This window comes from Pseudoduganella sp. R-34, assembly GCF_049904655.1.
Taxonomy (GTDB): Bacteria; Pseudomonadota; Gammaproteobacteria; order Burkholderiales; family Burkholderiaceae_D; genus Rugamonas.
The window spans coordinates 6,054,257-6,068,400 of the sequence record NZ_CP184572.1 but is presented as its reverse complement, the minus strand read 5'-3'; the positions used below and the strand labels follow the sequence as shown (position 1 = coordinate 6,068,400).

Below are 14,144 nucleotides of genomic sequence, written 5' to 3'. Positions count from 1 at the left end.
TTGCACGCTTTTTTTGACTTAAAGGGGCAACGCATGGACGTTGGGGCATACCGCAACGGAGTCAAGGCCTACACGCCTTTCTTCCTTCACTGCTACGACCTGCTGGTGATCGGCATCTTTACCAGGTATTTCTGGAAGTGCGAGGGGCAGCGTTATATCGACATCTACCGCCGGCATGCCGGGCGCCGCCATGCCGACATCGGGGTGGGCACCGGATACTTCCTGGACCATGCCGGGCTTGACGAGCGAAGGCAGCAGATTGCCCTGATCGACCTGAATCCGAACTGCCTGCGCCACACGGTACAGCGCCTGCAGCGCTACGTCCCCGATTGTCATGTGCGCAACGCGTTCGAACCCATTGCCATCGGCGGCACGGTCGATTCAATCTGTATCGGCGGCCTGATTCACTGCGCGCCGGGGACGATGCGGGACAAGGGCCGCATTTTCGACGCCATTGCGCCGCTGTGCGCACCCGGGACGACGCTGTTCGGCTACACGCTGCTGGGCAAGGATGCGCCGATGTCCTGGTACGCCAAGGCGCTGATGGGCTTCATGAACTGGCTGAAAGTGGTGGACAACCGAGAGGACTCGCTGGACGCCCTGCACGCCGAATTATCGCAACGATTCAGCCAGGTCGAAGTCTGGCTGGTCGGATGTAACGCTTTCTTCACTGCCAAAAACCATAAGGATGCTACAAGATGAACATCGCTCAAACGGAACGCATCATCGACGCCGACATCGCGGAAGTATGGGATAAAGTCTGCTTTTACGAGGAAGTGAAAGCCAGGCCGAACTGGTTCCTGCGCTGGACCTTGCCCCTGCCCGTGAGGACAGTCGGCGACCACAAAACGGTAGGCACCCTGTGCCGGTGCGAGTATGGGGACGGGCAGTACATCATGAAGCGCATCACGAAGTCGACGCATAACGCTGCGCTTGAATTCAGCGTGACCGAAGCCAGCGAACAGTTCCAGCGCCATCTCGCGCTGAAGGGCGGCAGCATCCATTTGACCCGCCTGTCCGGCAGCCAGACGCTGGTGAGCATGGCCACCAGCTACGAGCCCAAAGGATCGGAAAGCGCTTTGCGGCGCCTGCTCGTGGACCTCGTGATCCGCTCCATGCACCGCTTCGTCATGCGGGACATGGCGGACAGCATCCGCCACGCCCGCAAGGCTCAACCTGCCAACTGCTGACGCACGCGGGAAATCGCCGCGCGCACCTGGTTCGGCGCCGTGCCGCCAACGTGGTCGCGCGCCGCCACCGAGCCTTCCAGCGTCAGCACCGCAAATACATCCTCGCCCACCAGCGGCGAGAAGGCACGCAGCTGCTCCAGCGACATCTGTGCTAGGTCGATCTTCAGGTCGTCGCAGGCGCGCACCGCATGCGCCACTGCTTCGTGCGCATCGCGGAACGGCAAGCCCTTCTTCACCAGGTAGTCGGCCAGGTCGGTCGCAGTGGCGTAGCCCTGCAGCGCGGCCGAACGCATCGCCTCCGGCTTGACGGAGATGCCGCCCGCCATGTCGGCGAAGATGCGCAGGGTGTCGACCACGGTGTCGACGGTGTCGAACAGCGGCTCCTTGTCTTCCTGGTTGTCCTTGTTGTAAGCCAGCGGCTGGCCTTTCATCAGGGTCAGGAGGCCCATCAGGTGGCCGTACACGCGGCCGGTCTTGCCGCGCGCCAGTTCCGGCACGTCCGGGTTTTTCTTCTGCGGCATGATCGAGGAGCCGGTGCAGAAGCGGTCGGCGATGTCGATAAAGCCGACGCGCGGGCTCATCCAGATAATCAGTTCTTCCGACATGCGCGACACGTGCATCATGAGCAGCGAGGCGGCGGCGGTGAACTCGATCGCGAAGTCGCGGTCCGACACGGCATCCAGCGAGTTGTGGCACACATCGTCGAAGCCAAGGGTCCTGGCCACGCGCAGGCGGTCGATCGGGAAGGTGGTGCCGGCCAGTGCGGCGGCGCCCAGCGGCAGGCGGTTCACGCGCTTGCGGCAATCCTGCATGCGCTCGACGTCGCGGCCGAACATTTCAACGTAGGCCAGCATGTGGTGGCCGAAGGTGATCGGCTGCGCCACCTGCATATGGGTGAAGCCGGGCAGAATCACGTCCGCATTCTTCTCGGCCAGGTCGACCAGGGCGCCGCGCAACTGCTGCAGCAGGCCGGTGATGTCGTCGATCGCAGAGCGCACGTACAGGCGGATGTCGGTGGCCACCTGGTCGTTGCGGGAGCGGCCGGTGTGCAGGCGCTTGCCAGCGTCGCCAACCAGCTCGGTCAGGCGTTTTTCGATATTCAGGTGCACGTCTTCCAGGTCGAGCTGCCATTCGAACTGGCCGCCGTCGATCTCGGCGCTGACCTGGGCCAGGCCTTTCTGGATCGCAGCCAGGTCGGCGGCCGGGATGATGCCTTGGGCAGCCAGCATGTCGGCGTGCGCCAGGGAACCCTGGATGTCGGCCTTGGCCATGCGCTTGTCAAAAAACACCGAGGCGGTGTAACGTTTCACGAGGTCGGAAACAGGTTCGGAGAAGCGAGCGGACCAGGCTTCCGCCTTCTTGGAGAATTGATCTGTCATAGTGGCTTTGCGGTGAGATTTGCACGAGAAATTCAAACGATTATAAATTAGTAGGAGAGTCAATGAAGAAGTTAGCAAGTTTGCTACTGTTGGTGCTGGCCAGCGGTAGCGCCTTCGCGCAGGGTGCGCGTCCGTCCGACGTGGCATCCGTGGACGGCATCGTGGCCGCCCTGTACGACACCATTTCCGGCCCCGCCGGCAAGGCGCGCGACTGGGACCGCCTGCGTTCCCTGTTCCGCAACGATGGCCGCATGGTGGTGCACAGCACCGGCAAGGATGGGGCGCTGAATACCCGCGTACTGTCGCTGGAAGACTACATTACCCGCGTCACGCCGGTGTTTGCGAAGGAAGGCTTCTACGAATCCGAACTCGCGCGCAAGGGCGAGGAATATGGACAGATTGCCCAGGTCTTCAGTACCTATGAGGCGCGCCACGCGCCGGCGGAAAAGCCTTTTGTGCGCGGCATCAATTCGATTCAGCTCGTCAATGACGGCAAGCGTTGGTGGATTTCGCAACTCCTGTGGCAGCCGGAAGGCGAAAAGACCCCGCTGCCGGAACGCTACCTGAAGCCGCAATAAAAATAAAGTGTGCGCCGGCGTGCGATAGGGTTTTACTCCACCGTTGCGTCCGGCTACACTGTCGGAAAGGTATTACCCAGATGTCTAGCAGCGATGCCAGTGAGCAAGCAGAACAGGAGGCCATCGTGAAGCTGTACTCCCCCGCCGGCCTGGTCCGATTGGGCCTGGCCTTGCTAGCCGCCTGCGGCCTTCCTATCCACGCCCGCGAAGCGCCGCCCAAGAATCCCGTCCCGGCAACGGCCGGGCGCACCAGCACCACGCCGCCGCCGGACGCGCCATCCAGGCCTCCGGCGGCGCCGCCTTCGACTCCCGCCCCATTGCCCGATACGGTCGCCCCGGTGCGCATCGTGGCCGGCGCCAGCGCTACCGTCAGCGGCGGATCGGCCGCCATCGCACCTTCTCCCGTGGCGGCGCACCAGGGCTCGCTGGTCATCATCGGCGGCGGCCTGCGCGGCGACAATGCCGACGTGTGGCAGCGCGTAGTGAAACTGGCGGGCGGCAAGGGCTCGCGCATCGCCGTCTTCCCTTCTGCCGCGGGCAATCCGGAACGTTCTGCCCAGACCATCATCGGCTACCTGCGCAAGTGGGGGGCGGATGCCTTCCTGGTGCCGGTTGCGGTGCGCCTGGCCGGCAGCGATTACCGGAAGAACGCCGACGACGCAGCATTGGCGAAGAGGATCCGAGAATCGGACGGCGTCTATTTTGCCGGCGGCGACCAGGGGCGCATCACCAAGGCGCTGTTGCGGGAGGACGGCACCCAGACCGCGGTGCTGGAGGCGGTGTGGGACGTGTACCGCCGTGGCGGCGTGATTGCCGGTTCCTCGGCCGGTGCGGCCATCATGAGCAGCACCATGTTCGCCAATCCGAAAGCCGTCCTGTCGATGCTGCAGACCGGCATTGCCGATGGGCGCGAGCTGGGCCCGGGCCTTGGCTTCATCGGCGACGACGTGTTCGTGGACCAGCACTTGCTGGTGCGCGGCCGCTTTGCGCGCATGATCCCGGCCATGCTGGCCAAGGGCTACCAGATCGGCCTTGGCATCGATGAGGACAGCGCGATGGTGGTGAATGCCCAGCGCGAGGTGGAAATCATCGGCTACAAGGGGGCGCTGCTGATCGACCTGTCGCGCGCCGAGTGGGACAAGGAAGCGCCGCACTTCGGCGTGCGCAACGCCGTGATCAGCTATCTCGACCGGGGCGACAAATTCAATATCGGCACCCATATGTTTTTGCCGTCCAACGACAAGGCGGGCGGCCGCATCGACCCGACGCGCACCCTGGGCCGCGGAGCCGTGTTCAGCAATGACGTGCTGGGCAATAGCGCCGTGATCGACCTGATGGAACGGCTGATCGACAGCAACCAGGAAGAGGCGATCGGCATTGCCAGCGGTAACCCGCGTGCCAGCGGGACCGAGGTCGGCTTCGAGTTCCGTTTCACCAAGACGCCTGAGACGGTGGGCTATGTCTCCAGCGTGGCTGAGGCATATTCGGTGCTGAATATCCGCCTCGATATCCGGCCCATCGAAATCACGCGGCCGCTATACAAATATAAATGACGATTTCCTGAATCCGGCGGCGGCGCAGCCGCGTATATGCCATGGCAACCAACCACACAGGAGGAAACCATGGCACCCATCAAGCAAGCTGCTGTTCAGTTAGCCCTGCTGTCGGCCCTGGCGCCGGCGGCGCAGGCATCGAGCCACCGCGAAGCGCCATTCATTACGCGCGAACCCAAGGTCGACGGGACAGACTTCTACATGTTCCGCAGCTACGAGCCGGGGCGCGAGCAGTTCGTGACCCTGATCGCCAATTACGTGCCCTTGCAGGATGCGTATGGCGGACCGAATTTCTTCACCATGGATCCGGATGCGCTGTACGAGATCCACATCGATAACAATGGCGATGCGCGGGAAGACCTGACTTTCCAGTTCCGCTTCACCAATACTTTCAAGAATGCGGCGTTCACGGTGGGCGGCAAGAAAGTGCCGATTCCGCTGGTGATCAATGGCGGGCCGATTAACGAGGTGAATGCGGCCGGGCTGAACGTGCGCGAGACCTATACGGTGGACGTGGTGCGCGGCGACCGGCGCGGCGTGCGCCAGGCGGTGCGCATGGCGGGCAACGGCGCCACGGTGTTCGACAAGCCAATCGATAATATCGGCAACAAGTCGATTCCCGATTATGCGGGGTATGCGGGCAAGCATGTCTACACCGTGAGTATTCCCGGCTGCGAGGTGCCGGCGCGCTTGTTTGTCGGGCAGCGCAAGGATTCGTTCGTGGTCAACCTGGGCGAAACCTTTGACCTGATCAACATCAAGGCGCCTGCGGTGGAATTCCTGGCCAATGCGGAGAAGAATGCGCGCGACGACCTGGACGACAAGAACGTGACATCCATCGAGATGGAAGTGGCGGCCCGTTGCCTGACTTCCGGCACGGAGGCGGTGATTGGCGGCTGGACCACGGCCAGCCTGCGCCAGGGACGTTTGATCAATCCGAACGGCGGCTCGAAGGAGGGCGGGGCGTGGACGCAGGTGTCGCGGCTCGGCATGCCGCTGGTGAACGAAGTGGTGATCGGCTTGAAGGACAAGGACCGCTTCAACCACAGCAAGCCCGTGCAGGATGGGCAGTTTGCGGACTACGTCACCAATCCAACCCTGCCGGCACTGGTTGAAGTGCTGTTCGGCAGCGCGGGCGCCAAGGCGCCTGTCAATTTCCCGCGCAATGACCTGGTAACGGTGTTCCTTACCGGCGTGCCCGGGCTTAACCAGCCTGCGCGCGTGAAGGCATCGGAGATGCTGCGCCTGAATACTTCGATCGCTCCGGTTGCAAAGGGCGCGCAGAAACGGCTGGGCGTGATCGATGGCGATAACGCCGGCTTCCCCAACGGACGCCGGCCGGGCGACGACGTGGTCGATATCGCCTTGCGCGTGGTCATGGGCAAGCTGTGCACGCTGAACATCGGCTGCGCGCCCGGCGACGCGCCGGCGGGGGCTATCCGCTTTACCGATGGCGCTTTCCTTGACGACAGCTTCTTCAGCGCTGGCTTCCCCTACCTGAAGACGCCGATTCCCGGCTCGCCGCAGCAATAGGGGGCGCGATCATGAAACGCCTTTGTCTTGCCATGGCGGCCGTGCTGCTGGCCGGCTGCGGCGGCGGTGGTGGCGATGCCGCTTCGACGATGTCGATATCCGATCCGGTGCCGGCCCCGCCGCCGCCCGGCGACACCTTCACCTCCGCCCTCGTTGCGCTGGTCCGCAGCGCGCCTGAAACCACCGAGCCTGCCGATGTCGATGGCACGGCGCTGGGCCAGCCTGACGGCGGTGAGCCGGTCGCGCTGGAGTGAGGCCGGCATGAAGTCCGATACCTGCATCATCCGCGCTGCCGCTTCGGCCCTCGCCGCAGTTGCAGCCACGGCGCTCCCGCTGCCCGGCCTGGCCGCGCCGTTTGTGCCGCAATCCGGCGCCCAGGTGCTGGAGACGCTGCCGCGCTGGGGCGATGCCCCGGATGCGGCATTGCGCCGCCAGCGTGCGCAGATAGCCGCTGCGCCGCACGATCCTGTCCTTGCCGCAGAAGCCGCGCGGCAGTACATCGAGCGTGGCCGCGCGTCGGGCGATCCACGCTATTTCGGCTACGCGCAAGCGGTGCTGGCTCCCTGGTGGAAGTCTGCTGCGCCGCCGGTCCAGGTATTGCTGCTGCGCGCGACGCTGCTGCAATCCAGCCATCGCTTCGCCGAGTCGATCCGCGACCTGGGCGCCGTCACGCGCGCAGACCCGGCCAACCCCCAGGCCTGGCTGACGCTGGCGACAGTGCAGGTGGTGCGGGGCGAGTACGACGCGGCCGTTCGCAGCTGCGGACGGCTCTCGTCGCTGGCCAGCCAACTGGCCGGCATGGCCTGCCTTGCCAACGCCCGCGCCGCCAGCGGCCAGCTTGCAGCCAGCGAACACCTGCTGGCGCTGGCCATCGAACGCTCGGGCAGGGGCCAGGGCGCATCGTCCGCATCGGACGCCGGCTTGCGGCTCTGGGCATTGACGCTTTTCGGCGAACTGGCATATCGGCGCGCCGATGCCGTGCGCGCAGAAGAGCGTTTTCGCCTGGGGCTCGGCCTGGCGCCGGGCGATAGCTACTTGCTTGGCGCTTATGCCGACCTTTTGCTGGACCAGGGACGCGGTGAGGAAGTGCAGGCGCTGCTGCGCAAGCACCTTCGCATCGATGGCCTGCTGCTGCGGCACACGATCGCCGCGTCGCGTTCCGCGCCGGCCTCGCAGGCCGTGACAAGCGCCGTCGCAGATTTGCAGGCGCGCTTCGATGCGGCTACCCGGCGTGGCGACGCGATCCACCAGCGTGAACAGGCCCGTTTCGAGCTGCATTTGCGCCATGACGCGCGCGCTGCGCTGGAGCTGGCGCTGGCCAACTGGCAAGTGCAGAAAGAGCCTGCAGACCTGCGCATACTGCTGGAAGCGGCACTCGCGGCGCGCGATCCAGCGGCAGCCCGCCCGGCGCTGGCATGGCGTCGCCGGCATGGCCTTGAGGACAGCCAGGTCGCTTCGCTGGCGCGGCAGCTGGAAGGCGGCGCATTATGATCTCCCGACAATTTCACGCATACAGGCTGGCCGCACTGATCTTCCTGTGCCTGCTGCTGGCCGCCGGCACGGCGCACGCCCACAAGCCAAGCGACAGCTACCTGGCGCTGCGCCTGGCGACTGCCGTGCCGGCGGCGCGCCACCTGCGCCTCGACGGCCGTTGGGACATTGCCTTGCGCGACCTCGATTTCGCCCTTGGGCTGGATGCTGATGGTGACGGCAAGCTGACGTGGGATGAAGTCCGGTCCCGCCATGCTGACATCGCCGCCTATGCCATGCCGCGCCTCGGCCTGGCGCCGGGCTGCCGGCTGCGCGTGACAGGCCAGCAAATCGACCGCCATACTGACGGCGCTTACTCCGTCCTGTTGCTGCAAGGCGATTGCGAAAGCGGCGCCGCCTTCGCCATCGACTACCAGCTGTTCGCCGACCTGGATGCGCAGCATCGCGGCATGGCCAGCATTACGGTCGACGGCCGCACGCAATCGGCCGTGCTGGGCGGTGAGCGCACGGGGCTCGCCGCAGGCGGGGGAGATGGCGGTGGCAACGCGTGGCAACAGGCCGGCAGCTACCTGCACCACGGCATCTGGCACATCTGGACCGGCTACGACCACATCCTGTTCCTGCTTTCCCTGTTGCTGCCGGCGATGCTGGCAAAAGGCTGGCGGCCGGCGGGCGTGGATGTGCTGCGCGTCGTCACGGCCTTCACGCTCGCACACTCCATCACGCTTTCGCTCGCCGCGCTGCAAGTGGTCGCGCTGCCAAGCCGGCTGATCGAAACCGCCATCGCGGCCTCGGTCGCGGTCGCGGCACTGAACAACATCTGGCCTCTGGTGCAAGGCAGGCGCTGGCTGGCCGCTTTTGCATTCGGGCTGCTGCACGGCTTCGGTTTTGCGGGAGTGCTTGGCGACCTTGGCCTGCCGAAAGGCGCGACGGTACTCGCGCTGGCAGCGTTCAACGCGGGCGTCGAACTGGGACAGCTGGCAATTGTGGCGGCCTTCCTGCCGCTCGCATTCGCCATGCGCCGCAGCTGGATCTACAAACAGTTGATGGTGAAGGCCGGCTCGGCCGGCATCGCCGTGCTGGCCATGTTGTGGATCGTCGAACGGGCTACTGTGTAATTACATGGCCCGTACCCACGGGCCTTTGTACAGCACAGGCCCGGTCGGCCCGTTCGGATCGGGTGATCCGCCGCGCGGCTCCAGCGAGATCGCCAGCATCACGACGTCGTCGCCGACAGCGCCCGACGCGAGCGAGAACGTTGCACGCCCATCGCTTCCCAGTACGCCCAGCGAACGTGGAGATCCTTTCTTCGGAATCGCCCACAATTGCAATGACCGGTCGACCGGCACCGGTGCGCCGCCGACGATATGGGCCTGCAGCAGGCGCTTGCTGGTGTCGGCCTTCACCAGCAGGGCAGGCTGCGCTTGCTGGTCGGTCAATGTCGCGATCAGGTCGTAGCTAGGCCCGCGTAACTGCTGCAAGCTGATCGCCACCACCAGCCCCGCCGCCACTGCGGCTGATGCCGTTCCGAGCCCGAAGCCGCGCCAGAAATGCCAGCTGCTGCGTTCCGGCTTCAGGTGCAGGCGCATTTCGATATTGCGCCAGAGCTGGGGCGATGGCTCGGCCGTGTGCACGAATTCATGCATCGGCAGCAGGCGGCGCTCCCATTCCTTGACCAGCATGCGCAGGGCGGCATCAGTGTACATCCAGCCTTCGAAGCGGCGGCGTGCACCGCCGCGCAAGGTGCCAAGCACGTATTCGGCGGCCAGCTTGTCGCGCAAGGCATCGTTGCCGCGGATCTTCATGGGGCTTCTCCTTGCGACAGGCAATGCTTGAGCTTTTCCATGCCGCGCCGGATCCATGTCTTGATCGTGCCGACCGGCAGCGACAGGCGCTGCGCCACTTCGGTGTGCGACAGGTCATGGAAGAAGGCGAGGCCGATCGCCAGCCGGTGCAAGCCTTCCAGCCGCGCCATGCAAGCAATGAGCGCACGGGCGTCGCTGCTCATTTCACTCGCCTCGGCGGGTGAGCTTGTGTACTCGTCGCGAAATGCTTCATGGTCCAATTCCACCGTATCGTCCGTGCGGCGCAGGATATCCAGTGCCTTGTTGCGGACTATGGCAGCCATCCACGTCAGCGGCGCTGCCAGGCCGGCCTGGTAGTGCGGCGCCGCGTGCCAGATCGACACGAAGCCTTCCTGCAGCGCTTCCTCGGCCAGTTCCCGCTTCTGCAATATACGCAGGGCAAAGCCAAACAGTTTCGGCGCGGCTGCATCGTACAGCGCGCGAAACGCCACGGCATCCTGGCGGCCGGCCGCTGCCAGCCATGTTCTTAGCTGTTCGGGTTCGATGGGCATGGGGCCATCTTATGCCGGGCTTACGGGGCGGTCTACTGTATTCCGCAAAGCAAAGCTACAATAACCGCCACCAAAACCACACTGGAGACTTCATGTCGTACCTGAACCGACTGCTGGCGGGAGCGGCGCTGAGCACCGCGGCCGGCCTTGCGCTGGCGGCGCAACCTGCGACCGTGCGCCTTGACTATATGCACACCGGTAACGCGCTAAACGAAAGTTATGCGATCGAACAAGTTGTGATTGAGCCGTTGCCATGGCCCGGCGATATGTCCAAGACAATCGATACCACTAACCGCGGCGTGAACAAGGTTGAAGTGGCGGACGCCAAGACCGGCCAGGTGCTGTACACCCGCACCTTCTCCACCATCTTTGTTGAGTGGAAGTCGACCGAGGAGGCGGCCAAGCTGACGCGCGGCTTCCATGAGTCGGTGCGCTTCCCCAAGCCTGACCGCCCGGTCAAGGTGCGCATCCTGAAGCGTGATGAGCGTAATGAATTCTCCGTGGTGTGGAGCGTGGACGTCGATACCGATGCGATGGATGTGGTGCGCAAGCAGGATGCGGCGCCCGCCAAGCCGATCCCGATCCGTGTCAACGGGCCGAGCGAGAAGAAGGTCGACTTGCTGATCCTGGGCGACGGCTACACCAAAGCCGACATGGCCAAATTCGAAGCCCGGGCACGCAAGCTGTCCGAATACCTGTTCACGGTATCGCCGTTCAAGGAGCGGGCCAAGGACTTCAACGTATGGGCGATGGCGGTGCCGACGCAGGAGAGCGGCGTGTCGCGTCCTTCCACCAACAGCCACCATGCATCGAAGCTGGGCACGCGCTACGACATCTTCGGCAGCGAACGTTATGTGCTGACCATCGACAACCGCGCGCTGCGCGAGATTGCGCAGCACGCGCCGTATGAGTTCATCGAGATCCTGGTCAACAACGATACTTACGGCGGTGGCGGCATCTACGGGCAATTCAGCACGGCCGCCGCGGATAACGATTGGGCGAACTATCTGTTCGTGCACGAATTCGGCCACCACTTCGCGGGCTTGGCGGATGAGTATTACACCTCGCCGGTGGCTTATGCCACGGGCGGAGTGCGCATGGAGCCATGGGAGCCGAACGTGACGGCCTTGCTGGATCCGGCCAATGTGAAGTGGAAGAAGTTTGTGACGCCGGGGACTGCGTTGCCGACTGCCTGGCCGAAGGCGGAGTACGAGGCGCATTCACGCGAGTACCAGAAGATTCGAGCGCAACTGCGCAAGGATAATCGTCCGGAAGCGGAGATGAGCAAGTTGTTCAAGGAGGATCTGGCCTGGACCAATGCGCTGTTCTCGAAAGCGCCGAACCGCAAGGCCGTGGGAGCGTTCGAAGGAGCGAACTACGAAGCGACGGGCTACTATCGTTCGCAGCAACAGTGCCTGATGTTTGACCGCAGCGAGGAGTTTTGCGCGGTGTGCAGCGATGCGGTGCAGGAGACAATTGACTTGTACGCCCCGCGCTAAACCGGTAAACCAGTGTCAGACCCATAGGGTCTGACACTTGGCCTGCGGCCGCCGCGTTACAGTGTCTGACCCTGCGGGTCAGACACTAGGTTGCCGGTTCAGGTGTTCGGCGCCAACCCAGTCGGCTTGATCCGCACCGGCATCGGCTTGCCCTTGCGCGCGCGCTTGCCGAAGTGCGGCGCCAGTGCCGTCGGCCCCATGCGGTCTTCCTTCGCCTTCGCAGCATTGCCAATCCCCTGCACGGTCACGCCCTTGTCGGTGATCGCGCAAGCAGCAACCAGCTTCTCCTTGTCGGCCAGATCCATCAGGATCACGCCGCGGCCGCCGTTGGACAGCACCTTCATCTCGTCCATGCCGAACACCAGCAGGTTCGATTTCTCGGAAATGACCGCCACCGCGCTCGCGCCATCGGCCACCACGGTCGGTGGCAGCGGCTTCGCGCCCTCATCCAGCGTAATGAACGACTTGCCGCCCTTCAGTCGCGACACCATATCGCCGGCCTTGGCGATAAAGCCATAGCCCGCATCGGACGCCAGCAGTAGCTGCTTGTCGCCATTGCCCGCGAAGTAGTGCAGCAGGCGGGCGCCGCCCGACAGGTCGACCAGCGTGGTAATCGGTACGCCGTCGCCGCGCGCATTAGGCAGGGCGGCCACGGGCACGGAATACACCTTGCCGTTGTCGCCGAAGCCCAGCAGGGTATCGACCGTACGGCACTCGAATGCGCCATACAGCGAATCGCCGGCCTTGAAGGTGAACTGCGCAGGATCGTGGCCGACGCCGGACCGTGCGCGCACCCAGCCTTTTTCGGAAATGATTACGGTGACCGGTTCGTCGGCCACCTTCTGTTCAACGACAGCCTTCTGCGCTTCCTCGATCAGGGTGCGGCGTGCGTCGCCGTAAGTCTTGGCGTCGCCGTCGATTTCCTTGATAACCAGGCGGCGCAGAGTGGACGGATTGTCCAGCACGTCCTGCAGGCCTTCGCGCTCCTTGCGCAGCTCGGCCAGTTCCTGTTCGATCTTGATCGCTTCCAGGCGTGCCAGTTGGCGCAAACGGATTTCCAGGATGTCTTCAGCCTGGCGGTCCGACAGCTTGAAGCGTTCGATCAGCGCCGCCTTCGGCTCGTCCGAATTGCGGATGATGGCGATGACCTCATTGATGTTCAGCAGGACGATCTGGCGGCCTTCCAGGATGTGGATGCGCTCATCGACCTTGTTCAGGCGGAACTGGGTGCGGCGGGTCACGGTGGCGAAGCGGAATTCAATCCACTCGCCCAGGATTTCGCTGATGCCTTTCTGGCGCGGGCGGCCATCGCCGCCGATCATCACCAGGTTCATCGACGCTGAAGTCTCCAGCGAGGTGTGCGCCAGCAGCATGTGCATGAACTCGGTCTGGTTCTGGTTCTTCGATTTAGGCTCGAACACCAGGCGCACAGCGGCCTCGCGGCCGGATTCGTCGCGCACCTTGTCCAGCTGGCCAAGCAGCAGGCCCTTCAGCGCAACCTGTTCCGGCGACAGGGCTTTCTTGCCCAGTTTGACCTTTGGATTGGTCAGCTCTTCGATTTCTTCCAGCACCTTCTGCGATGAAGTACCTGGGGGAAGTTCGTATACAACTGCCTGCCACTGGCCGCGCGCCAGTTCTTCGATCTTCCAGCGAGCGCGTACCTTCATCGAGCCGCGGCCGGACGCGTACATGTCGTCCAGTTGCGCGCGCGGAGTGATCAACTGGCCGCCGCCAGGGAAGTCCGGGCCCGGGATCAGTTCCATCAGTTCCGCGTGGCTGATCTTCGGATTGCGGATCATCGCCACGGCAGCTTTCGCCACCTCGGTCAGGTTGTGCGAAGGGATTTCGGTCGCCAGGCCCACAGCGATACCGGAGGCGCCGTTCAGCAGCACCATCGGCAGGCGCGCCGGCAGCAGGGCCGGTTCTTCGTACGAGCCGTCGTAGTTCGGGATGAAGTCCACGGTGCCCTGGTCGATTTCGTCCAGCAGCAGTCGCGAGATCGGGGTCAAGCGGGCTTCGGTGTATCGCATTGCCGCTGCGCCGTCGCCGTCGCGCGAGCCGAAGTTACCCTGGCCGTCGATCAGCGGATAGCGCAGCGAGAAATCCTGCGCCATGCGCACCAGCGCGTCGTACACCGACTGGTCGCCGTGCGGGTGCAATTTACCCAGCACGTCGCCGACCACGGTGGCGGACTTGCGCGGCTTGGCGGTCGGGCCCAGGCCCAGTTCATTCATCGAGTACAGGATGCGGCGCTGCACCGGCTTCTGGCCGTCGCACACGTCCGGCAGAGCGCGGCCCTTGACCACGGAAATGGCGTAATCCAGGTAGGCGCGCTCGGCGAAGGTCGAAAGGGTCAGCGATTCGCCGCCGTCATCACCGCCGCTGCCGCCATTTGGCGGCAGTTCCGGGGTTGGTTCGTCAAAGAGATTTGCTTGAGTCATAGTTTTTACTTTCTAACTGGTAATTCGGCCGGGTGGCCGTCCCGTCTGACCCGCGGAGTCAGACACCAGGCCCGCACCGGTCGCGTACCAGTGTCTGACCCCGCGGGTCAGACACTGCTTTACC

General features: G+C 64.1%; 13 protein-coding genes. 9 read left to right on the top strand and 4 right to left on the bottom strand.

All coding sequences use genetic code 11. The features are described from left to right. The first annotated feature begins 33 nt into the window (after positions 1-33). Entirely contained in the window at positions 34-702 is a 669-nt protein-coding gene (locus tag ACN9MW_RS27860) for a class I SAM-dependent methyltransferase (RefSeq protein ID WP_426165011.1), read from the top strand. Then, positions 699-1,190 carry a hypothetical protein gene (locus ACN9MW_RS27855; protein WP_426165009.1) on the top strand — a complete coding sequence of 164 codons (492 nt, stop codon included), beginning with the start codon at positions 699-701 and terminating at the stop codon, positions 1,188-1,190. The genes ACN9MW_RS27860 and ACN9MW_RS27855 overlap by 4 nt, the downstream gene beginning before the upstream one ends. Here ACN9MW_RS27855 and argH read toward each other — a convergent pair. Beyond that, a complete protein-coding gene (gene argH, locus ACN9MW_RS27850; protein ID WP_426165008.1) occupies positions 1,172-2,569 on the bottom strand; it encodes an argininosuccinate lyase in 1,398 nt (465 codons plus the stop codon). The genes ACN9MW_RS27855 and argH overlap by 19 nt on opposite strands. A 62-nt stretch (positions 2,570-2,631) precedes the next feature. Between argH and ACN9MW_RS27845 the strand changes: the two genes are divergently transcribed. The 6 genes from ACN9MW_RS27845 to ACN9MW_RS27820 all read left to right on the top strand — a co-directional run bounded on the left by ACN9MW_RS27845 (position 2,632) and on the right by ACN9MW_RS27820 (position 8,842). Continuing rightward, the gene (locus ACN9MW_RS27845) at positions 2,632-3,147 is read left to right on the top strand and encodes a hypothetical protein (protein WP_426165006.1); all 516 of its coding nucleotides are present in this window, start codon (positions 2,632-2,634) and stop codon (positions 3,145-3,147) included. A gap of 125 nt (positions 3,148-3,272) precedes the next feature. Beyond that, complete coding sequence (locus tag ACN9MW_RS27840; RefSeq protein WP_426165004.1) at positions 3,273-4,700, top strand: cyanophycinase; 1,428 nt, start codon at positions 3,273-3,275, stop codon at positions 4,698-4,700. A 69-nt stretch (positions 4,701-4,769) separates the two neighbouring features. Continuing rightward, positions 4,770-6,233, top strand: a complete 1,464-nt coding sequence (locus ACN9MW_RS27835) for a DUF4331 domain-containing protein (protein ID WP_426165002.1) — start codon at positions 4,770-4,772, stop codon at positions 6,231-6,233. Between the two features lie 11 nt (positions 6,234-6,244). After that, entirely contained in the window at positions 6,245-6,487 is a 243-nt protein-coding gene (locus ACN9MW_RS27830) for a hypothetical protein (RefSeq protein ID WP_426165000.1), read from the top strand. Next, positions 6,435-7,724, top strand: coding sequence for a hypothetical protein (locus ACN9MW_RS27825; protein WP_426164998.1), 1,290 nt, complete (start codon positions 6,435-6,437; stop codon positions 7,722-7,724). Before ACN9MW_RS27830 ends, ACN9MW_RS27825 begins: the two co-directional genes overlap by 53 nt. Further along, complete coding sequence (locus ACN9MW_RS27820) at positions 7,721-8,842, top strand: HupE/UreJ family protein (protein WP_426164996.1); 1,122 nt, start codon at positions 7,721-7,723, stop codon at positions 8,840-8,842. Before ACN9MW_RS27825 ends, ACN9MW_RS27820 begins: the two co-directional genes overlap by 4 nt. On the opposite strand, the gene ACN9MW_RS27815 is transcribed toward ACN9MW_RS27820, so the two are convergent. Then, positions 8,843-9,529 carry an anti-sigma factor gene (locus tag ACN9MW_RS27815; protein ID WP_426164994.1) on the bottom strand — a complete coding sequence of 229 codons (687 nt, stop codon included), beginning with the start codon at positions 9,527-9,529 and terminating at the stop codon, positions 8,843-8,845. It lies immediately after the preceding gene. Further along, on the bottom strand, positions 9,526-10,080 hold the full coding sequence (locus tag ACN9MW_RS27810) for a sigma-70 family RNA polymerase sigma factor (protein ID WP_426164992.1): 555 nt from the start codon (positions 10,078-10,080) through the stop codon (positions 9,526-9,528). Before ACN9MW_RS27810 ends, ACN9MW_RS27815 begins: the two co-directional genes overlap by 4 nt. 92 nt (positions 10,081-10,172) lie before the next feature. On the opposite strand from ACN9MW_RS27810, the gene ACN9MW_RS27805 reads away from it, so the two are divergent. Then, a complete protein-coding gene (locus ACN9MW_RS27805; protein WP_426164990.1) occupies positions 10,173-11,579 on the top strand; it encodes a M64 family metallopeptidase in 1,407 nt (468 codons plus the stop codon). A gap of 98 nt (positions 11,580-11,677) precedes the next feature. Here ACN9MW_RS27805 and parC read toward each other — a convergent pair whose 3' ends face one another. Next, positions 11,678-14,020 carry a DNA topoisomerase IV subunit A gene (gene parC / locus ACN9MW_RS27800; RefSeq protein WP_426164988.1) on the bottom strand — a complete coding sequence of 781 codons (2,343 nt, stop codon included), beginning with the start codon at positions 14,018-14,020 and terminating at the stop codon, positions 11,678-11,680. Positions 14,021-14,144: the final 124 nt, after the last annotated feature.